This window comes from Arthrobacter sp. NPDC057009, assembly GCF_042673905.1.
Classification (GTDB): domain Bacteria; phylum Actinomycetota; class Actinomycetes; order Actinomycetales; family Micrococcaceae; genus Arthrobacter.
This window is the reverse complement of sequence record NZ_JBHUSB010000032.1, coordinates 1-20563: the sequence shown is the minus strand read 5'-3', so window position 1 is coordinate 20563 and position 20563 is coordinate 1. Positions and strand designations below refer to the sequence as shown.

Here is a 20563-nt window from a genome sequence, read left to right as displayed (position 1 = left end):
CGGCCAGAACACGCGTCCCCCCCCGACGAAGAGCGGAGTATTTGTGCCCACGGTTAGACCCCCAGCGGTCCCTCTTGTAGAACAGCAACAAAATGCACCTGTTGGCGGACCAGTAACGTCGACAGGAGCCGATAATTGTTTGTACCCCTTCGACAGGACCTCCCATGACCCAGACACCCTCCGCCGGCGCCCTGCAGCCGGCCAACCGCCGCCGCTGGAACGCCACCGACCTCGGCCTCATTGCCGTCTTCGCCGCGCTCGTGGCAGCCGCAGCACTGGTTGCGGCCATCCCGGTGGGTGGCCTTGGCGTTCCGATCACGCTTCAGACCCTCGCAGTCATGCTGACCGGGCTCGCACTCGGCCCCGGCCGCGCGTTCGCCGCCGTCGGCCTCCACACCCTGCTTGGGCTCGCCGGACTTCCGATCTTCAGCGGCGGACGCAGCGGCCTGGGAATCCTGGCCGGACCGTCGGCCGGCTACATCATCGCCTTCCCCCTCGCTGCCGCGGCGGTGGGCTGGCTGGCCGCCGTCATTATCCGCCGCACCGTGAAGTTCCGGGCCGCCCTGCTGTTCGCAGCCGCCATGGTGACCAGCATTGTGCTGATCCACGGCCTGGGCATCGTAGGCATGATGGTCAACGCCAAGCTGGACTTCGCCAAGGCGTTCCTGGCTGATCTCCCCTTCTACCCCGGCGACATCCTTAAGAACGTGCTCGCCGTCGCGGTGGCCATCGCCCTGCACAAGGCTTTCCCCGACCTGCTGGTCCGCCGCGTCCGCCCGCTCCCCCAGACGCCGGTGACGCAGACCTCTGCGGCGCAGCCCTCCGCAACGCAGCCGCCGGTGACGCAGAAGACCGAGGCACAGAAGGCCGAGACGCCGGAAGCCTCCACCCAGCAGTGAGCACCATCTCCCTGAGGAACGCAGGGGTCAGCGTGGCCATCGACGGCCAGGCTGACCCCAAAGTTCTGCTCCAGGACATCTCACTGGAACTCACCGAGGAGCGCATCGGGGTGATCGGGGCCAACGGTTCCGGCAAATCCACGCTCCTGCGCCTGCTCAACGGCCTCGTTGCCCCCACGGCAGGGACCGTCACCGTCAACGGCGCTGACACCGTCCGCAACGTGCGCGCGGTGCGCCAGCAGGTGGGCTTCGTCTTCACCGACCCCCTCTCCCAGCTGGTCATGCCCACGGGGCGGGAGGATGTTGAGCTGTCCCTCCGGCGTTCGGTGCGGAACGGGAAGGAGCGCCGCGCGCAGGCCACCGCCGCCCTGGACCGGTTCGGGCTGCTGCCGCTGGCGGACCAGAGCATCTACGAGCTCTCCGGCGGTGAGCGTCAGCTCCTGGCCCTGGCGTCCGTGCTCGCGGTGGAACCAGACGTGCTGGTGCTCGACGAGCCCTCCACGCTGCTGGACCTCCGGAACCGCGAGCTGCTGCGCCGCACCGTAGCCGGCCTCAGCCAGCAGGTGATCATGTCCACCCATGACCTGGAACTGGTGCTGGACATGGACCGGGTACTGGTGGTCGAGGCCGGAAAGATCGCGTACGACGGCGGTGCTGCCGCCGCCGTCGAGCATTACCGCTCGCTTTCCGTTCGGAGCCTGTCTGGCGGGGATTTTCTGTGAGGGGCCACGGCTTCCTGCTCGCTAACTATGTGCCGGGCACTTCCCTGATCCACCGGATGCCGCTGTGGCTCAAGTTCCTCCTCGTCCTGGCCTGCGGAGCCGCCTCGTTCCTCATTGTCGATTGGCGGCTGGCGGCCGCAGCACTCACCGTTCTCTGCGTTCTGTTCCTGCTTAGCGGCGCCGGGGCTGTGCGCCTCTACCGTGCCGTGAAACCGCTGCTACCCATCCTGCTGGTGATCGGGGCCTTCCAGTGGTGGCAGCTGGGCGCGCCCGTTGCCGCGCGGATTGTCCTTAACATTCTGCTGTGCGTTGTGGCGGCGTCGTTGCTGACCGCCACCACGCCGCTGCACCGGCTGCTCGACGGCGTCGTCTCCCTGGCGCGCCCCTTCCGGCGCTTCGGGGCAGACCCTGAGCGTTTCGCCCTAACGATTGCCATCATGCTCCGGAGCATTCCGTTCATTGCCGGGGCCTTCGCGGATGTCCGGGACTCGGCCCGGGCACGCGGACTGGAACGCAACCCGCGGGCACTGGTCCTGCCGGTGTTCATCACCACGGTGGCGTATGCACGCCACACGGGCGATGCCCTGGCCGCCCGCGGACTGGGCGAACCGGAGGACTGAAATAGCAGGTTCTGGCCTCCTGTGAGAATGGAACCATGGAATTCAAGCAGTTGCTGCAGATCCGGCGCATCTACGCGCAGCCTGAGGCGCTTGAGCTTGCGAGGGGCCAGGAGATCGTAGAACGCTGGCCGGGCGCCGACGTCGTGCTTGTCGATAACCACTGGAACATCCCGGAGTTGCACGGTGATGAAACCAACGTGCCGCGCTGGTCCCGGATCAAAACGGAGGCGCTGGTCCTGGGTGTCAAGAAGGCGCTGACCATCAAGCCGAACGGCCGGTCCGCGGACTTCATTGCGCCCTCGACGTCGAACGGCTGCGCCATGGCTTGCGCCTATTGCTACGTGCCCCGGCACAAGGGGTATAGCAACCCGGTAACCGTGTTCGCGAACATCAGTCAGATTGCCCGCGCGCTTGAGCGGCACGCAACGCGCCAAGGCCTGAAACTGGAGCCCAACCAGTGCGACCCGGGGCTCTGGGTCTACGACATCGGAGAGAACAGCGACTGTTCCGTGGACGCGCTGATCAGTGACAACGTGGAGGACCTTGTCACCCTCTTCCGGGACCTGCCCACGGCCAAGCTCTCTTTTGCCACCAAATACGTGAACCCGGCAATGCTCGGCTGGGATCATGCCGGCCACACCAGGATCCGCTTTTCACTCATGCCTGCGGGGCTGGCGAAATCCGTTGACGTTCGCACCTCGCCGGTGACGGAGCGCATGGCTGCAATTAACGACTTCGTTGAGGCCGGCTATGAGGTGCACGTGAACTTCTCCCCCGTGATTGTCACCGACAACTGGCTCAGCGATTGGGAGCAGCTGCTACGCGAGCTGGATGCCACCCTTACAGCCGACGCCAAGGCCCAGCTCGCGGCGGAAGTCGTCTTCCTGACCCACAACGAGCGGCTTCACGAGGTCAACATGGGTTGGCATCCGCAAGCCGAGAACGTGCTCTGGCGTCCCGACCTCCAAGAATCGAAGGTCTCATCCAACGGCTTCACCAACGTTCGCTATCGGTCAGGGGCCAAGGCAGCCTACGTACGGCAGCTGACGTCGCTGATCGAGAGCATTGCGCCCTACTGCCGTATCCGCTACGCATTCTAGGGATTCGACTGCTTCCCCGGTACAGGTCCGGTGGACTGCCCTTCCTCGAACCGGCAGATCACCACGGCCTGGCGCATCGGCCCGCCCCGTTCCTCGAGCTGATCGACGAGGGTCTCCACGCCCATCCGCCCCAGCTCAGTGCTGGGCAGCGTGAGGACGGTCATCCTCGGAGCCGTGGCGGCCACGTCCGGCGTTGAGCCGATGAGCAGGACCGACATATCCCCGGGAACGCCGATGCCGTGCTTCTCCAGGCCGTTGATAAACCCGAACGACGCATTGTCGTTCATGAGGATCACGGCCGTCGTGTCCGGGGCCGCTGCAAGGAGCCTTTCGGCGGCGTCCTGGCCGGATACTGGCGACTCCTCACACGAGATGTGGATGGATTCCAGCCCGCGCCGCTCCACCTCCGCGGCAAAGGTCGCCCGGCTCCGCACGACCGGACCGTAGCCGCTCAGTGCATGCTCGGCCCCGCCGCTGTCCACGAAACAGAACCTACGGTGGCCGAGGCCCTCCAGGTAAGAGACCGCCTCGATCATCGAATTCTCAAAATCCACGTCCACGTACGGCAGCTCCTCCGGATGCCGCGTCCGCCCGATCAGTGCGAAGGGCATGCTGGAACGCTGCAGCCGTTCCACCCGGGCATCGTCCAGCTGCACTTCCATGAGCAGGACACCGTCAATGAAGCCGCTGGAGATGAGGTCCTCCACCTGCTCGGCCTCGTTGCTGATCGGCCACAGCACCAGGTTGTAGCCCAGATCCTTCGCCGCCTGGGTGGCGCTGGTGAAGAACTTCACGGCCGTCTCGCTGAGCCGCCGCTGCAGCGCCGGGTACAGCAGGGCTATGATCCGCGTGCGTTTGCTGGCCAGCGCCCGGCCGAGGGCGTTCCGGCGGTAGCCGAGTTCCTGCATGGCCTCTTCCACCCTTGCCCGGGTAGCCGGGGCAACAGGCTTGGTGTCGTTGATGACGAACGACACGGTGGCAATCGAGACGTCCGCCAGCCTCGCAACGTCCCTCATGGTGGGCACAGTTAATCCTCTTTCAGTTCAGGTACAGGAACCGGGCAGGTCTCCAGTAAAGCGGTTAACTTTTTCCTTGACAACCCTTCAGCGGGGCATGCAGAGTTGTTTCCGACATCCCCCGACACATTCGACCCGGGGTTGGCTTTACCAAGAAGTTAACCGCTTAACTCAAACCTTCCGCCCGCTCCGTCCGACAGGAGGACGATGACGTCCACAACACCAGCAGCACCAGGACCCAGGACACTCCGGATGGCCCTCATCGGCTACTCGTTCATGGGTTCCATCCATGCCCAGGCGTGGACGACGGCGCCCAGATTCTTCGAGCTCGACGTCGAGCCTGTCCTCGCAGCAGTCTGCGGCCGGGACAAGGAAGGCGCACAGCGCTTCGCCAACAAGTTCGGAATCGGCAGGGTGGAGACCGACTGGCGGACCCTGGTGGAGGACCCGGACATTGACGCCGTCGACATCTGCGTTCCCGGAAACCTGCACGCCGAGATCGCCATTGCCGCGCTTCAGGCCGGCAAGCATGTCCTCTGCGAAAAACCCCTCGCCAACACACTGGCGGAAGCCGAGAAAATGGTCCTCGCCGCGGAGGAGGCGAAGGCCAACGGCGCCCTGGCCATGGTCGGCTTCAGCTACCGGCGGACTCCGGCCCTGGCCTATGCCCGGGAACTGGTCCGGGACGGCAGGCTCGGCACCATCCGCCATATCAGGGCCTCGTATTTGCAGGACTGGATCGTGGACGAGGAGTTCCCGCTGGTCTGGCGTCTGGAGAAGGACCAGGCCGGATCGGGAGCGCTCGGAGACATCGGCGCACACATCCTCGACCTTGCCCAATACGTCACGGGACACCGTATCGCCGGGATCAGCGCGCTGACGCAGACCTTCGTGAAGACCCGCCCGCTGCCTGGTTCGTCCTCCGGTCTGAAGGCCCAAGGCGATGCGGCGGCAGGCCGCGGCGCAGTCACCGTGGATGATGCAGCCGTGATCATCGGCCGGACCGCTGAAGGTGCGCTGGCCACGTTCGAGGCAACCCGCTTCGCGGCCGGCCGCAAGAACGCCATCCGGCTGGAGGTCAACGGTTCCCTCGGTTCCGTTGCCTTCGACTTCGAGGACCTCAATGAGCTCTGGTTCCACGACCACACAGAACCGGCCGAGTCATCGGGCTTCCGCCGGATCCTCGTCACCGAGCCGCAGCACCCCTACGCGGGAGCGTGGTGGCCGGCCGGACACGGCCTCGGCTACGACCACGCCTTCGTTCACCAGGCCGCCGATTTCGCCCGGTGCATCGCCGAAGGTGAGCAGCCGGAGCCATCGTTCGAGGACGGGCTGCAGATCCAGCGCCTCCTCGATGCCGCAGAAAACAGCGCCGCCAACAATGCACAGTGGCAGGCGGTCAGCGCCGGCGCGTAGTCCGCCGTCGTAAATTCACCGAACCCAACCACCCACCGCAGCACAACCCATTCCAATCCGCAGCGGCAGCAGGCCGCCCGGACGATCCCTTGCGCCCGGACTACCGAAATACCGGAACCACCCAAACACGGCAAAGGAGCCCCACATGAAGAAAACATCCCTCACCTGCCTGATGGCCATGGCTGCCATCGCTCCGCTCGCCCTCACCGCCTGTGGCGGCGGCAGCGGCCAGGCGTCCGCCAACGAGAAGGTCGACTCGCTTACCGTCCTGGACTACTACAACAACGAACCGGACAAGACCCACATCCAGGGCGCGCTGGACAAGTGCGCCGCGGAGCTGGGCGTAACGCTCAAGCGCGAGACCGTCCCCGGTAAGGACCTCATTCAGAAGGTTCTCCAGCGGTCCTCGTCCCGGACCCTGCCGGACGTCCTCATGCTGGACAACCCGGACGTTCAGGAGATCGCCGCAACCGGCGGCCTGGCCCCGCTGGACGACTTCGGCGTGGACACCTCCGGCTTCACTCAGGGCATGCTCGACGCCGCCACCTACGAGGGCAAGGTTTACGGCCTCGCCCCCACCGCCAACACGCTGGGCCTGTTCTACAACAAGGAGATGCTGGCCGCTGCCGGCGTCCAGCCGCCCAAGACGTGGGACGAGCTCAAGGCAGCCGCAGCAAAGCTGACGACGGGTGACCGCTACGGCCTGGCGTTCTCCGCGATCGCCACCTATGAGGGGAGCTGGCAGTTCCTGCCCTTCATGTGGACCAACGGCGGTGAGGAAACCGATCTGAAGAGCCCGCAGGTGGCCGAGGCGCTCAGCTTCCTCGACGGCCTGGTGTCCTCGGGCTCCGCGTCCAAGAGCGTGGTGAACTGGAGCCAGGCGGACGTGCGGGACCAGTTCGCCGCTGGCAAGGCGGCCATGATGATCAATGGCCCGTGGCAGATCCCGTCCCTGGCCAAGACGCCCAGCGTCAAGTGGGAGGCCGTGCAGGTCCCGGTCAATGCGCAGGGGCAGACTCCGGTGGCTCCGCTGGGCGGCGAGGTCTGGACAGTGCCGCAGACCGGCAACAAGGCCAAGCAGGCCAAGTCCGCGGAACTGGTGCAGTGCATCAGCAGCGACGACAACCAGCTGGCCCTGGCCAAGGAGCGCTTCACGGTGCCGACCAGGACTGAGCTCGCTGATGACTACGTGAAGGCCGTTCCGGAAATGGCGGCGTTCACCGAGCAGGTTGCCAACGCCAAGTCCCGCACCGGCAAGCTCGGCAAGGAATGGCCCAAGACGGCGACGGAGATGTACACGGCGATCCAACTGGCGCTGACCGACCAGGCTTCACCACAGGAGGCGTTCACCAAGGCCGAAGCGAAGTAGGCCACGGATGAGACAAGCACCCAGCACCTGTTGCGGAGAGGAGCCAGCGCCGTGCCAACACTGACAACCTCCCCGGCGACGGAAGGTCTCTCCCCCGCCCCTGCGGGCAAAGCAGAACAGAACGGACGACGGCGGAGCTACCGCCGGGAACGTTTGGTCCAGGCACTCTTTTTGGCCCCCGCGGCTCTCTACCTCGTACTGTTCTTCGGCTACCCGGTGGTGAAGAACATCGTGATGAGCCTGCAGGAGTACACCACCCGGACCTTCTTCACGGGAGAAGCTCCCTGGGTGGGGATGGCGAACTACGCCACCGCCGTCGGAAGCAGCCTTTTCGCCCCGGCCATGCTCAACACGGCGCTGTTCACGCTGGGATCCATTGCCGGCCAGTTTGTGATCGGCCTGGCCGTGGCCAGCTTCTTCAAGAAGCGGTTCCCGCTCAGCGGCTTCCTGCGTTCGATGCTGCTCCTGCCGTGGCTGCTGCCGCTGATCGTCTCCAGTGCCACCTGGCGGTCCATCCTCGACCAGGACAGCGGCATCCTCAATGCGTTCCTGCAGAACCTCGGCGTCATCCAGGATCCGATTCCCTGGCTCACCAGCCCGTCGGTGGCGCTGCTGGCCGTGGTCCTGGTGAACATCTGGGTGGGGATTCCCTTCAACGTCACCCTCCTCTACGGCGGCCTGCAGGAGATTCCCGAGGAACTGTACGAAGCGGGGGCAATGGACGGTGCCACCGGGTGGAAGGCGTTCTGGCACATCACCTGGCCCAACCTGCGGCCCGTGGTCAGCGTGGTCCTGGTCCTCGGCGTGGTGTACACGCTGAAGGTCTTGGACATCATCCTCGGCCTGACCAACGGCGGACCGGCGAACGCCACCCAGACCCTGGCCGTGCGCTCCTACCAGGAGTCGTTCGTGAACTTCCAGTTCGGCGTCGGCGCTGCCTTCAGCAACATCCTGATCCTGATCTCACTGGTGTTCGCGGTGGTCTACCTCCGCCTGAACCGCCGTGCCGTGGACGAGTAGGAGGACCACCATGACAACCCTTGACTCAGTCACAGCGCACCCGGCACCGGGCGGCCTGCGGCAACGGAAGGGCAACCGGCCCAAGGTGGGGCACACCGCCGTCGGAATCCTCCTCCTCGCCGTCATGCTGTTTCCGGTGTACTGGATGATCAACGCATCCCTGCAGCCGTCCGGCAACACCCTCACCGCGGATTTCCTGCCGCTGAACCCCAGCTTTGAGGGCTACGAGAAGGCGATCGCCGACCAGGGCCCCAACCTGCTGACCAGTCTGGTCATCTCGCTCGGTACCGTGGTGTTCAGCCTCGCGGTAGCGGCCCCGGCGGCCTACATGCTGGCGCAGTTCCGGTTCCGGTGGATCAACCTGGCGCTGCTGGCGATCCTCATCTCGCAGATGATTCCCGGCATCGTGATCGCCAACGCCCTTTACGCGGCCTACAACGACCTCGGCCTGCTCAACTCGATCCCGGGGCTGATCCTCGCCGACTCAACGCACGCCATCCCGTTTGTGATCCTGATCATGAGGGCGTTCATGATGCGGATCCCGTCCAGCATCGTGGAGGCGGCGAGGGTTGATGGCGCCGGGCTGGTCCGGGCGTTCGTCTCAATCGTGCTGCCCATCAGCCGCAACTCACTGATCACCGCGGGCCTGTTCGCCTTCCTCTTCTCGTGGAGCGACTTCCTGTTCGCCCTGACGCTGACCACCACCGAGGACGTGCGGCCCGTGACGCTGGGCATCTACCAGTATCTGGGCACGCAGGTTTCCAACTGGAGCGCGGTGATGGCGACGGCGGTGCTCTCCTCCCTGCCCGCCATTGTGCTGCTGGTCCTGGCACAGAAATACATCGCCGCCGGTGCCACCGGCGGGGCCGTCAAATAACCCTGACTTTCAAAACGTAAGGAAGCATTCATGATTGACAACCACACTCCCCTGCGCGTGACCGTATGGGGCGAAAACCGCCACGAACAGCACCAGCCGCACGTGGCGGAGATCTACCCGAACGGCATGCACAACACCATCCGCGGGGGCATCGAGGAGAACCTGGGTGCGCGGGCGCAGGTGGGAACCGTGACCCTCGACGACCCCGAGCACGGCCTGACGGAGGAGCGGCTGCGGAACACGGACGTCCTGGTGTGGTGGGGCCACGCCGCCCACGCCGAGGTGGCGGACGAGGTGGTGGAGCGCGTCCACCGGCACGTGCTGGCCGGCATGGGCCTGGTGGTGCTGCACTCCGGGCACTGGTCCAAGATCTTCGGCAAGCTCATGGGCACCACCTGCACGCTGCGCTGGCGCTCCGAACGCGACCGCGAGATCGTGTGGACCGTGGACCCGACGCATCCGATCGCGCAGGGCATTCCGCACCCGTTCATCATCCCGGAGCAGGAGATGTACGGCGAGCACTTCGACATCCCCGCCCCGGACGAGCTGATCTTCCTGAGCACGTTCTCCGGCGGCGAGGTGTTCCGCAGCGGCTGCACGTTCAAGCGCGGCTACGGCAAGATTTTCTACTTCAGCCCCGGCGACCAGGACTACCCGGTCTATCACCACAAGGACGTGCGCAAAGTCATCGCCAACGGTGTGGAATGGGCCCGCACCCTGCGCCCCGAGCGCACCGACCCCGTCCTGCTGCGGTACGAGACCGAGGAGTTCTACACCGGCCACAGCTATGAGGGGGCGATGGCGAATTGAGCCGCTTCGCTACTTTGCCTGGTCCTTGGGCGCCAGTCCGCATTGTCCAGGTGGGGGCCGGCGGGATGGGCCGTGCCTGGCTCCGGCTCCTGGGCGAGTCGGCCGACGTCGAACTTGCCGGCGTGGTGGACCTCAACCCGCAGGCGGCTCGGGACGCGCTGGCCGATCTGGGTCTCGGCTCCGTGCCGGTGGGAACGAGCCTGACCGAACTGGCCGACGCCGTCGGTGCGCAGGCGGTGGTCAATGTGACTGTCCCGGCCGCGCACCATCCGGTGAACGTGGAGGCGCAGTTCCTCGGGCTGCCGGTGCTGTGCGAGAAACCCGCGGCGCCGACCGTCGCGGAGGCCCTCTCGCTCGCGGCGGTGGCGGAGGCGACCGGCCAGCTGCTGATGATCAGCCAGTCCCGCCGCTACTTCCGGACGCTCGCGGCCTTCAAGCGGCAGGCTGCGCTGCTCGGCGAGATCGGGCTCCTGACGTGCGACTTCTTCAAGGCGCCGCACTTTGGTGGCTTCCGCGAGGAGATGGAGCACGTGCTGCTGGTGGACATGGCAATCCACTCGTTCGACGCCGGGCGGTACCTCCTCGGGCAGGATCCCGTTTCCGTCTACTGCGAGGAGTTCAACCCGGGCTGGAGCTGGTACGCCGGGGACGCCGCCGCCACGGCCGTGTTCGAGATGGACGGCGGGACGCGTTTTGTCTACACCGGAAGCTGGTGCGCGGACGGACTGGAAACCTCGTGGAACGGCAGCTGGCGGATCAACGGGGCCCACGGAACGGCAGTTTGGGACGGCGAGTCCGCGCCGGTAGCGGAACGTGTTGCGGGGGTGTCTGCGGATGCCGGGGCTTCGGTGGCTTCAGCTGCTTCAGCGGACGGCCCGGAAGAGATTGCAGGGGCGCTGGCGGAGTTTGTCCATAGCCTGCGGACGGGTGAGGCTCCCTCGGGCGAGATCCATGCAAATGTGCTGAGCCTGGCCATGGTCGAGGCCGCCGTGAAGTCCTCGCAGACCGGGCAGAGGGTGCTCATCCGCGACGTGCTTGACGACGCTCACCGGCACGCGCTCGCGGTGGAGTCGGTCCCGGCCGCCAAGGACGTCCTGGCCGCGTGGAACTCGCCGCTAGACGCGCTGCAGCGGGCTGGTTGCGCCGGTTCCATAGCGCCGGTCTAGGCCCGCTGCCCGGTGGGAGTCCCTTCCTTGAGCAGTACCGGCAGGGACTCCCACAGCGCTGTAAAGGCTGGTGAGGTGGAAGCGGATCCGGATCAGGTGCCGGCCTTCTTTTCCGCCTTCTGGCGCGCGCGTTCGAGCGCACGGTAGACGGTGGAACGGCCCACTGAGAACAGTTCGGCCAACTCGTACATTGTGTGCTCGCCAGCGTCGTGGAGCTGGAGAAGAAGCGTTTCCTGTTTAGCCGTCAGCTTTGGCTGTTTTCCACGCAGCCGGCCCTTGGCCTTGGCGATTTTCATGCCCTCGCGGGTGCGGGCGCGGATGAGATCGCCCTCGAACTCGGCCACCATGGCCAGGACGTTGAAGAGCAGCTTTCCGATCGGGTCCGCGGGATCATGCAGTGAACCGCCGATGCTCAGCTTCACCCCGCGCGCGGCGAGGTCGTCGGCGATCTGATGCGCATCCCGGACCGAGCGGGCCAGCCGATCGAGCTTCGTCACCATGAAGGTGTCCCCGCCTCGGCACGCGGCCAGTGCTTCCCGCAGGCCTGGGCGATTCGTGTTGCTGCCAGTGAGACCGTGATCGACGTAGATACGGTCAGGCTCGACACCCATGGCAGCCAAGGCATCCCGTTGGACAGTGAGGTCTTGCTCGTCGGTGGAAACCCTTGCGTAGCCAACCTTGATTTCAGCCATGGCAGGAGTGTGCCACCAGGGGAAGCAGTGCACCATATAGGAGCCCGTCACCGGACAGTTCACCGGGCCGGTCATGCGGTACGGTCTCCTCCCCCGCGATCTAACACCACAGTTCAGGTGGCGGTTCGTCCGGTAAGTGACCGACTTGCGGGATGGTCTAAAAGCTCTATACGGGATGTCCCTTCTGGAACGGTCCCGGCCGGTCCTTTACCCGCGGCGATACGCTGTGAGCAATGGACGAAGTTCGAGAGGTCGCCCAGGAGTGGGTCAGCAGAGAGAGGAAACAAGATGAACAGTAGGGCTACTCTCATCGCCATCGTCGGTACCGCCTTCTTGGTATTCGCATTTCCTTACATCCTGGCCTCGTTCAGCATGGCTCCGAACGGAACAGAGACACTTCTGCTCGTCGTGGTCCTGTGGGCTGTTTGCTTGGCAGTCAGCCGCAGACTAGATAAGCGCCGCCGGCTAAACCATTGATCGAACCCTCACCGTGCGCTGCTTTCAGTTCGCCCGGGCCGTGGCCAAACTGCCGGGGGCACTCCCGGTCAGTGCCGGCGGATTAACGACCCACTTCCAAAGAGGAGGGCAAGGGAGCCTGCCGCGATCAGAGCTATTAGCCCGCAGCCGATGAGCCCGAGCATCACTCCTGGCGGCGTGTATCCCCTTTCGTTTAGTGCAACGAAAGCCGAAGCTACGAGCCCAAAGAATGCGAGGAGGCAACCGATTACCGCGATTAGCCAGCCACGAGCTGATGCGCCTTCCGTGTGCTCACCGGTTCGACGAACCCGCCACATCCCGAGGACGATGATTGCTTGCCAGCACATGGTCGCGCAGACGCCCCAGACGACTGCTGGGACGGCGAGTGGCTGGACTTCAGGAAAAGTCGAAACCGCCCGCTCGACCGCGGCGGGCACAACCCATACCTGCAACAGAACAGACAGGATTAGAAACAGGAGAAGCCCGAGGAGCACTGCGAACGAGGTTCTGCGGCTCATCATTGGGACCAGCCATTACCCGGCCGCCGGACGAGAGTCGCAGCGGCGCTTTCATATGGGGTGAAGCAACCCAGGCCCAGCCTTACCGTATGCACGTGCGTAGTCCCCCTTTGACCAAAATTTGGTTGAGTCAACCACGCCACTATCAAGTTGTCGACGGTTTCCTAGGGGCTGCGCTTATAAACCGCTAGAACCCAAAGGTCCCGTCGTGGGATCCTTATTGAGAGCTTGCCTCCGGCGCGTTGCCTCCGCGTGTAGCATCGGGTCGTGAGCAGCCAAAAGGGATCCCCAGCCATGCAGTCCAAGAGGAACGGACTCATCCGGTCAGTCTTGTGGGTAGCCTTCTTTGCCGTGCTCGCATGGCTGGTGGTGGCTAGCTGGGGGCTGTCTTTCTGGCCCTCGGTGGCGCTATTCACGGTCTATACGGTGGGAATCGCGATTCCCCTAGGCCTGACGCTGGGCCTGTTGATTCCCTGGGGCTTGGCCGCACGGAGTAAACGCGCCGGGCGGCAGAGTTCGCACCGGGACGCTCCGGATTCGAACACTTAGCCATCCCTAACGGGGACAGCTTCAGCGTTTTCGCCGAATCGGAGTTGGTATGGCCAGCCGTAACTGCTCCAATTAGTGTCGTTCCATGCTCAAGTCGCCTATCGAAAGCCCGGCCCTCTTAGTTTCGGAACTGGGGCTGCTGCTTCTGGGCCTCGTCCTGGCGCTAATTGGCTTCACTAATTTTGTTGGCGCTTTTACAGCCGACCGTCTTGCGTTCGTCGGTGCGTTCATATTCCTTCTAGCCGGGGCTTGGTGCCTCTCGGTGAGCCTTATTGCGCTGCTGGATCATCCCCGTTCAAGCGTTGGAAGAGCTACGTTGGTGGCGGTCGGGTGGCTTGGTGCGACCTACCCACTAGGCGGCGCCCTTACATATCTGGGCGGAGCCTACATAACGGCCCTGCCGATCGCAGTGGCAGGAATTGCCCTGGCTGTCTTCTCAATAAGGAAGAAGCGCGCCACAAGCTTGTCCATGTGAGGAACCCTGACGGGGCGGAAAATGGCTGACCGTCTCTCCTTGTGGACGCCAAGTAGTCAATGGCGTGAGGTGGCTATCATCGGTGACATGTATGAACCTTGGAGCAAGGGAACCGTGAAGACCTGGCACCGCCAAGAAGGGTGGGGATCCATCCAAGTTGAAGGTGTGTCCGCAGAATGCTTCGCCCATTTTTCTTGCATCGTCCAGAGGGCGAATGAGTTTCTTGAGCTTGTCCCCGGAGAAGCAGTACGGCTCACCTGGCACGAGGCGCAGCAGGATGAATTCTCCATCGTTGCCGACCGTGTGGAGCGTTTCTAGCCCAAGCCTCGGCGGCACGGTTTGCCACAGCCGGCAGAGGAAGGACACCCTAGGTTCAATCGGACGGAGAGCTTGGGCCTCTAGCCTTGCGAAGGTACGAGACCACCACGGTGATAAAGAGAAGAACCGTGCAGCCGATGAGTACCCACGACGCTATGTGAGTGCCGGGGGTACCGCTAATCGTAAAGAGTTGACCGGTGATGATCAGGGTGCATGTAACCGCGACCCAGACAACTCCGGTCTTCTTGGGTTGTCCTATGGTTCGAGCCATGACCGGAACTCTACCGGGCAGGGTTTGCGATGTCGTGAGTCATGCAGCCAACACACCCGTATGCCGATCCTTAGTGGACCGTGCCGCAGAGGGTTTCCCTCAACGTGACCCCTAAATGTTGCCAGTTTGTCGCGCTGCCAGCAGCCCAATGGGTTCACAACGCTAATGAGGTGCGACAACGATCTGGACGTCGTCTTCGTAGAGAACCTTTCCTGGATCATTTGAGTAGAGCACCCGCCAGCCGACGCCATAGCGATGTAGAAGATCCGTGTAGAACTCCACTCCGGTCACCAGATGCGCAGCCGTGCGCTTGAACCAGGACTGGGCTGACGGGTTGGTTGCACGGTCGTAGACGGATTCGTCCACCGTCGAGGGGTCCGCGTATGCGGCGTTGTAGTGATCGTTCGCGCTGCGCCAGGATGCCCAGTCCTCGGCGCTAAGTCTCCCGTCTTTGGCCAAGCCGTTGGCGAGAGCGAAGACGCCTGGGTGGAATCCACGGCCGTTGGGCATGCTTGCCTCATAGCGCACAAACTTCTCTTCCATGCAGCCAGCCAATCACCTGTTCTCGTATATCCGGCCGGATTTGGCTCTGTGTCGCGCGAACCTCCCGCCGACGTTTCCCGACTGGAACGGTCAGCGGTGATGATGGATCAGGCTTTTCCGCTGGCGTTGCAACGGGCTGCGTGGAAAGTCACGCCGACACTTACTACTGCACTCAGGAACAGGGCCAGGAATCCTGCTGCGGCGGCGACATAGTAGCTTGCCGGATCGGGCACTGTATCGACTAGGGGCTCCATGTAGAACCAAATGGTGGAGCCGGCGCTCACACCCAGCAATGCGATTACGCCAGTCAGGACCCACGCGGTTATAGCAAGAATGACCATCTTCATATCTCCCCCAATTTTGGACCGGCTGCGAGCCGGTTTGCCCCGATCCTAGCCGTGGGCACAATTCCGGCGGTTGTGTCCCGCAGAGGGTTCCCCAATGGAACGACCGTAACTGATGGTGACGCGGCGAGTCTTGGCAGGACTATGGGCACGTGCCTCCATACATGGGCACTGAAACGGTGGATGATTTTGCGGTCGCGCGGTCTGTCACTCGGATAACTACGCAGGCTGGCCCCTGGACAAGGGTCATACCCGGAAACTGGGCGGCGCGGTCATCGCATGCTGTGACGATGTAGGAAGTTGGTAGGCCCCGTTGACCTTCGTGAAGGGCTTCGCCGGATTCCCATTCTGCTGCTGAGGCAACTATCAAGGCGGCGTGAGACGGGGTGTCGACAGTAATGAGTCGTTCCCCAGATCCTGCTTCCACGGAGATGGGCGACTTCCACCCGCCGTATTTCCGCCCGTCGTTGCCGGTGTACGGATAGCCGTTCATCTCGCCCCGGATGGGCCAGGAGTAGTTCGATGGACTGCCGGCCCAGGAAAGTGATGAAACGCCCTCAGCGGTAGGAGCATCAGGGACTGGGACCGCGCTACCTTCCCATGCGTCCTGGCAGTTCAAAGTGGACGAGAGCTGCGGCGCTGGACTGGAGGTGCTTGGCTTCGGGGCCGGCTGGACCGGTTGGGCGGGTGTGCAGCTCGTGAGTGCCAATGCGGTGACTAGTGCCGCCATTGGTTTGCTCATACTCGATCGCATATCTGGCCCCCCGTTGAGCTATTGAACTGCATTCAGAACACCATGGACAAGAGGAACCTCGCTCGTGATTCGTCGGCGATCCCGTTTGGAGGGTCTTGGGAGAGAACCTGTCCCGTCGAGGGATCGTCGCAACAGGTTCGACTTGGAGGTATCAGAACCCCGTTTTGCCTTTGAAAGCTGTGCCGGCGTGCGCCAAAAGAACGACGAGTTCAATCGAGTTTGCAACCGGCACCGACCAAGGGAGTCGCATCCGTCTTGTATCAAGATATTGACTCACCATCTGGAGGCTTGTACCTTCTTCTTGGTACAAGTTGAGGGAGAAGATTATGGCGACTGCTGCTTTGCTGCTTGACGCGGGGTTGATGGTCCTTGTTCTGCTGGGGGCCACGTGGGGAATGACGACCTTGCCTCGGGCCGGAGGTGGAGCCGGCTCGCTCTCGCTGCGGCGAGCCCGGCGGAACGCTATCGGCCGAACCGCCACTGCGTTGCTGGTCGCCGCTGGGGTGTTCGCGATAGCGTTGCTGGTCCAAGTGTCGTTTCCAGAATGGCAGGGCGTGCCGTTGTTCGTGGGCCCTACCGCGGGTGCCGGGATTGCGCTGCTCGTCTTTGGCGTGCTGCCGGCGGTACCCATCGAGGGTGACGTATCGCGCCGGACGGCGGTTCTTGTGCGCCGATCGGTGCGGGAACTGCTACCGGGCGGTCTGCGCGTGCTGACTTTCGGCGCCGGCGCTGGTGCCGTGGCGGCAGCCCTGGCCGGGGGGCTGTCGTCCAAAGCTGCCGTCGGGGACGGTAGGTTCCTCTGCACGTCGTTGTTCATTGCGGCCTGCCCTCCAGGAGGGCCTTACCTGTACCCGGGATGGCACTTTTCTGTTCCGGTTATGGCCTCCCTGGCGGTTCTCGCAGTGGGCGCAGCGGTGGCATTCCGGCGCGTGATTCTGCTTCCGGCCGCTGCATGGCGGGAGCTGGCCGACGCGGACCGTGCACTCCGTTCGAACACGGCGCACGTGCTCGCCTGGGTGGTCGCGGCGCCCCTGCTGCTCACGCTGGGCATGTTCCTGGGCGCCGCCGGTGTCCCCCTGTTCAACGCCGCCGCGCTCGATACGGGCCTGTCTGACGCATCCGCGGACGCGGTATCCACGGCCGGCCTCATACTGATCCTGCTGGGCGCCGGAGGCATGCTCGCCGGATTGGGCGCTGTATTCACCGCGGCGATCCTCGGAATCCGGGTTGCCCGTCTGGAGCCGCGGCCCTCTCACCACCGTCAGGCAGCAGAAGGGGAGGCGGCTTCGGCATGATCGCTCTCGATGCCACAGACCCAACCCCGCCGTACGAACAGGTCCGGGAGCAGATCGCCTCGCTGATCCGGTCCGGTGGACTGCCGGGCGGGCACCGGTTGCCAACGATCCGGCAACTGGCAGCAGACCTTCGAATCGCTCCGGGAACAATCGCGCGCGCCTACCGGTCGCTCGAGACCAGCGGCCTGGTGGAAACCAGCCGCGCGGGCGGGACCAAGGTCAGATCCGGCAACGCTGTCTCCGAGCGCGTGCACCGGGAAACCGCAGCATTCCTCGATTCACTGGCCGACGAACCCGTCGCACTCGAAGATCTCTTAGCCACATTGACGGCATTGTGGCCGAAGCGTGGTCAGCTGCTGCAGGCAGAACCGAAGGCGACTTAAGGGACGAGCTTCCGCGTTGCATCGGAGCAGCCCAACACAAGCCGCGGAGGCGTCCCGCTCAAGAGTGCTCATATCCAGCGGTCTGCCATTACAGCGAACGTCCCGCTGAGGGATCCTTAGTGGACCGTGCCGCAGAGGGTTTCCCTCAACGTGACCCCTAAATGTTGCCAGTTTGTCGCGCTGCCAGCAGCCCAATGGGTTCACAACGCTAATGAGGTGCGACAACGATCTGGACGTCGTCTTCGTAGAGAACCTTTCCTGGATCATTTGAGTAGAGCACCCGCCAGCCGACGCCATAGCGATGTAGAAGATCCGTGTAGAACTCCACTCCGGTCACCAGATGCGCAGCCGTGCGCTTGAACCAGGACTGGGCTGACGGGTTGGTTGCACGGTCGTAGACGGATTCGTCCACCGTCGAGGGGTCCGCGTATGCGGCGTTGTAGTGATCGTTCGCGCTGCGCCAGGATGCCCAGTCCTCGGCGCTAAGTCTCCCGTCTTTGGCCAAGCCGTTGGCGAGAGCGAAGACGCCTGGGTGGAATCCACGGCCGTTGGGCATGCTTGCCTCATAGCGCACAAACTTCTCTTCCATGCAGCCAGCCAATCACCTGTTCTCGTATATCCGGCCGGATTTGGCTCTGTGTCGCGCGAACCTCCCGCCGACGTTTCCCGACTGGAACGGTCAGCGGTGATGATGGATCAGGCTTTTCCGCTGGCGTTGCAACGGGCTGCGTGGAAAGTCACGCCGACACTTACTACTGCACTCAGGAACAGGGCCAGGAATCCTGCTGCGGCGGCGACATAGTAGCTTGCCGGATCGGGCACTGTATCGACTAGGGGCTCCATGTAGAACCAAATGGTGGAGCCGGCGCTCACACCCAGCAATGCGATTACGCCAGTCAGGACCCACGCGGTTATAGCAAGAATGACCATCTTCATATCTCCCCCAATTTTGGACCGGCTGCGAGCCGGTTTGCCCCGATCCTAGCCGTGGGCACAATTCCGGCGGTTGTGTCCCGCAGAGGGTTCCCCGAAGGGCTGAGCGCTGGGCACATCCCCTCTAACGGGACGATTGACCGGCGGTGCTCTAGCGGTGGCTGCTGAGCTGGTCAGTCGCCGATCGAGAAGACAATCACTTGAAGTTCTTCCAGTTCGTAAAGGCAGAAGCGGTAGTCGAACTGGGACGACGGGGCATTTCGGCGCAGATCCTGGATCATCGCCAGAATCCGGGTTCTTTGTTCCGGAGTGGTTGGCGCTCCATTGATGCCCGAGCAGTGGTCGATGAATTGGTCTATGGATGCGGCGTACTCCTGGTCCGTCTCACTCAGGTTCAGACCATCAACCAGCTTGTCACTCAAGAACTTAGGGTGGATCACCGAAGTTTGTAGAGCATCCAAATGGAAGTAGAAGAGTCGAATAGGCTCTGATTCTGAGTTTCGTCTCCACGGGAACAACCTCATGATGCAAACTTAGTCTGACGATCCCGGCGCTTATGGTCCGCGGGGAGTCGAACTTGGTCAGCAGTACAGCGGCGACTCAACGAAGCCCTCGGTCTTCATGCCGCAAGCCTGGACCCCAGCCCTCACCAGAACATCACCGACGGCTGCATCCGAGTCCCCGGTTCCCGGCACAACACCAGCGGCCACCAGACCCTCGTCACTAGCCCATCGGAACCGGCTCCCTGTCCTTGCAGGAGCGGTTCTCTAACCGACTGCTTGCCGGCCTGTGACTCGGTGGTTGTGGATCAATCTGATGAGTACCAGAGGAAGATTTGAGACCACGAGAAAGACGACGAACTCCAATGTCGGGTTGCCTGCCTGGCTTTGCGAGTACAAAAATGAGCCGACTGCAACGGCTAATAGTCCGCCCAGATATAGCCAAAGGCTTGCACGAGGTTCCATGGAACCCATAAGCCGAATTTTCTGAGTGCTGTGATTCAGCACTTGGATAAAGGCCGACACGGTGAAGAGAGAGGCCGCGAGCATCAAAATGGCTATTGCAGCGATGGTCATTAGAACTCCTGAAATCCTGGTACTCAAGAGGTGCATCGGTTCAATGATCCAAAGACTACCAAGACGGTGAATTGGTGCAACCGGAGCCCAACAGATCTATAGGCATTTCTGCCCCATAAGCACGCGTTGGCTTGAGCAACGAGCTTCGAGGAGCCAGCGTGGAGAGTGCACCGCGATGGGTTCCCTACCCGATTATCGGAGTGCCGAGAGCGATCGAAACGCCGATGACGATGACAAGCGCTCCGAAATGGCCAAACCTATTGCCCAGAAGCGCCTTAGCCCCTCAGAAGTAAGATCCTTTTTGAAACCGCGCAAGTCCTGCATCATTGAACGGGCAAACCGGTTTCGAGCCAGAATAATGAACACACCGAAGACGACAACCACTCCGCCATGAACCAAGGTCTCAAGAGTCACGTTGCTGTCCCTGCTCCCCAGAAGAAGTCATAGACCAACACCGCGGCTCCTCCGGCTATCACGAAACCGGCCAACAAATTCTTATAGAGCAACTTTCGACGCATATATCGGTGAACGTCTCCATCAGGATGGCTCCGCAGATAAGATCGGGCAGCCCACCCCTGTAGGAGGCGCCCCAAGACAAGCATGGCAAATCCGCAAGCGAGCCAGCCTAAACCAACCACCGTTGCTTTAGACATCTGATCCTCCGGCAATTAGAGAATTCGCTTGAGCACTAAAGTAGCTCAGTCCATCTCTGTGCGGTCGAAAAAGACGAATCACCGAGTATGCCGATTCTGACCAAGTCCCCTGGAAGAGAGTCGCTGCGAACCGACTTCAAGCTGTCTTGTGGAGTGTTCCCGGAGGTGAAAATGGACTAGCGGTCCAGCGTCGCTGTCGCGCCGTGGTGGGAGAAAGTATGCGGTTGCCTCGCCCCTGGCTCTGGCCGGGGATGAGGTTTCGGGCAG

Annotated in this window: 22 protein-coding genes; 14 read left to right on the top strand and 8 right to left on the bottom strand. The window is 63.1% G+C overall.

Annotated features, from left to right (window positions below):
• The first annotated feature begins 164 nt into the window (after positions 1-164).
• Genes ACFTR6_RS21035 through ACFTR6_RS21020 form a run of 4 tightly spaced genes read left to right on the top strand, consistent with a single transcriptional unit; the run spans position 165 to position 3341 of the window.
• Positions 165-899 (top strand): biotin transporter BioY, encoded by a 735-nt coding sequence (locus ACFTR6_RS21035; protein ID WP_377959349.1) that lies wholly within the window; start codon positions 165-167, stop codon positions 897-899.
• The gene (locus ACFTR6_RS21030; RefSeq protein WP_377959348.1) at positions 896-1621 is read left to right on the top strand and encodes an energy-coupling factor ABC transporter ATP-binding protein; all 726 of its coding nucleotides are present in this window, start codon (positions 896-898) and stop codon (positions 1619-1621) included. Before ACFTR6_RS21035 ends, ACFTR6_RS21030 begins: the two co-directional genes overlap by 4 nt.
• Positions 1618-2241: an energy-coupling factor transporter transmembrane component T family protein gene (locus ACFTR6_RS21025; RefSeq protein ID WP_377959347.1), complete on the top strand. Its 624-nt coding sequence runs from the start codon at positions 1618-1620 to the stop codon at positions 2239-2241. Before ACFTR6_RS21030 ends, ACFTR6_RS21025 begins: the two co-directional genes overlap by 4 nt.
• Positions 2242-2276: 35 nt before the next feature.
• A complete protein-coding gene (locus ACFTR6_RS21020; RefSeq protein WP_377959346.1) occupies positions 2277-3341 on the top strand; it encodes a spore photoproduct lyase family protein in 1065 nt (354 codons plus the stop codon).
• Here ACFTR6_RS21020 and ACFTR6_RS21015 read toward each other — a convergent pair.
• Complete coding sequence (locus tag ACFTR6_RS21015) at positions 3338-4357, bottom strand: LacI family DNA-binding transcriptional regulator (protein ID WP_377959354.1); 1020 nt, start codon at positions 4355-4357, stop codon at positions 3338-3340. The genes ACFTR6_RS21020 and ACFTR6_RS21015 overlap by 4 nt on opposite strands.
• Positions 4358-4564: 207 nt before the next feature.
• Here ACFTR6_RS21015 and ACFTR6_RS21010 point away from each other — a divergent pair, with 207 nt between their 5' ends.
• From ACFTR6_RS21010 to ACFTR6_RS20985, 6 genes are all read left to right on the top strand, one after another.
• Complete coding sequence (locus ACFTR6_RS21010) at positions 4565-5773, top strand: Gfo/Idh/MocA family protein (RefSeq protein WP_377959345.1); 1209 nt, start codon at positions 4565-4567, stop codon at positions 5771-5773.
• Positions 5774-5918: 145 nt separating this feature from the next.
• Entirely contained in the window at positions 5919-7142 is a 1224-nt protein-coding gene (locus ACFTR6_RS21005) for an extracellular solute-binding protein (protein ID WP_377959344.1), read from the top strand.
• A gap of 51 nt (positions 7143-7193) precedes the next feature.
• Complete coding sequence (locus ACFTR6_RS21000) at positions 7194-8162, top strand: carbohydrate ABC transporter permease (RefSeq protein ID WP_377959343.1); 969 nt, start codon at positions 7194-7196, stop codon at positions 8160-8162.
• Positions 8163-8172: 10 nt separating this feature from the next.
• Entirely contained in the window at positions 8173-9039 is an 867-nt protein-coding gene (locus tag ACFTR6_RS20995) for a carbohydrate ABC transporter permease (RefSeq protein WP_377959342.1), read from the top strand.
• Positions 9040-9069: 30 nt separating this feature from the next.
• On the top strand, positions 9070-9849 hold the full coding sequence (locus ACFTR6_RS20990; RefSeq protein WP_377959341.1) for a ThuA domain-containing protein: 780 nt from the start codon (positions 9070-9072) through the stop codon (positions 9847-9849).
• Between the two features lie 65 nt (positions 9850-9914).
• Positions 9915-11015, top strand: a complete 1101-nt coding sequence (locus ACFTR6_RS20985; protein WP_377959340.1) for a Gfo/Idh/MocA family protein — start codon at positions 9915-9917, stop codon at positions 11013-11015.
• Between the two features lie 92 nt (positions 11016-11107).
• On the opposite strand, the gene ACFTR6_RS20980 is transcribed toward ACFTR6_RS20985, so the two are convergent.
• Positions 11108-11707, bottom strand: coding sequence for a recombinase family protein (locus ACFTR6_RS20980; RefSeq protein WP_377959339.1), 600 nt, complete (start codon positions 11705-11707; stop codon positions 11108-11110).
• A 1629-nt stretch (positions 11708-13336) separates the two neighbouring features.
• Between ACFTR6_RS20980 and ACFTR6_RS20975 the strand changes: the two genes are divergently transcribed.
• Together ACFTR6_RS20975 and ACFTR6_RS20970 are read left to right on the top strand one after the other, a co-directional pair.
• Complete coding sequence (locus ACFTR6_RS20975; RefSeq protein ID WP_377959338.1) at positions 13337-13726, top strand: hypothetical protein; 390 nt, start codon at positions 13337-13339, stop codon at positions 13724-13726.
• Positions 13727-13747: 21 nt separating this feature from the next.
• On the top strand, positions 13748-14044 hold the full coding sequence (locus ACFTR6_RS20970; RefSeq protein ID WP_377959337.1) for a cold-shock protein: 297 nt from the start codon (positions 13748-13750) through the stop codon (positions 14042-14044).
• A gap of 433 nt (positions 14045-14477) precedes the next feature.
• Here the strand turns inward: ACFTR6_RS20970 and ACFTR6_RS20965 are convergent, their stop codons facing one another.
• Both ACFTR6_RS20965 and ACFTR6_RS20960 read right to left on the bottom strand, forming a co-directional pair.
• Positions 14478-14858, bottom strand: coding sequence for a hypothetical protein (locus ACFTR6_RS20965; protein ID WP_377959334.1), 381 nt, complete (start codon positions 14856-14858; stop codon positions 14478-14480).
• A gap of 107 nt (positions 14859-14965) precedes the next feature.
• On the bottom strand, positions 14966-15205 hold the full coding sequence (locus tag ACFTR6_RS20960; RefSeq protein WP_377959333.1) for a hypothetical protein: 240 nt from the start codon (positions 15203-15205) through the stop codon (positions 14966-14968).
• Between the two features lie 1305 nt (positions 15206-16510).
• Here ACFTR6_RS20960 and ACFTR6_RS20955 point away from each other — a divergent pair.
• Both ACFTR6_RS20955 and ACFTR6_RS20950 read left to right on the top strand, forming a co-directional pair.
• Complete coding sequence (locus ACFTR6_RS20955) at positions 16511-17251, top strand: hypothetical protein (protein ID WP_377959336.1); 741 nt, start codon at positions 16511-16513, stop codon at positions 17249-17251.
• Positions 17248-17634: a GntR family transcriptional regulator gene (locus tag ACFTR6_RS20950; protein WP_377959335.1), complete on the top strand. Its 387-nt coding sequence runs from the start codon at positions 17248-17250 to the stop codon at positions 17632-17634. Before ACFTR6_RS20955 ends, ACFTR6_RS20950 begins: the two co-directional genes overlap by 4 nt.
• A 208-nt stretch (positions 17635-17842) precedes the next feature.
• On the opposite strand, the gene ACFTR6_RS20945 is transcribed toward ACFTR6_RS20950, so the two are convergent.
• The 4 genes from ACFTR6_RS20945 to ACFTR6_RS20930 form a co-directional block, all read right to left on the bottom strand.
• Positions 17843-18223 carry a hypothetical protein gene (locus tag ACFTR6_RS20945; protein WP_377959334.1) on the bottom strand — a complete coding sequence of 127 codons (381 nt, stop codon included), beginning with the start codon at positions 18221-18223 and terminating at the stop codon, positions 17843-17845.
• Positions 18224-18330: 107 nt separating this feature from the next.
• Positions 18331-18570: a hypothetical protein gene (locus ACFTR6_RS20940; RefSeq protein ID WP_377959333.1), complete on the bottom strand. Its 240-nt coding sequence runs from the start codon at positions 18568-18570 to the stop codon at positions 18331-18333.
• 170 nt (positions 18571-18740) lie between these two features.
• A complete protein-coding gene (locus ACFTR6_RS20935; protein ID WP_377959332.1) occupies positions 18741-18989 on the bottom strand; it encodes a hypothetical protein in 249 nt (82 codons plus the stop codon).
• A gap of 345 nt (positions 18990-19334) precedes the next feature.
• A complete protein-coding gene (locus ACFTR6_RS20930; protein ID WP_377959331.1) occupies positions 19335-19643 on the bottom strand; it encodes a hypothetical protein in 309 nt (102 codons plus the stop codon).
• Positions 19644-20563: the final 920 nt, after the last annotated feature.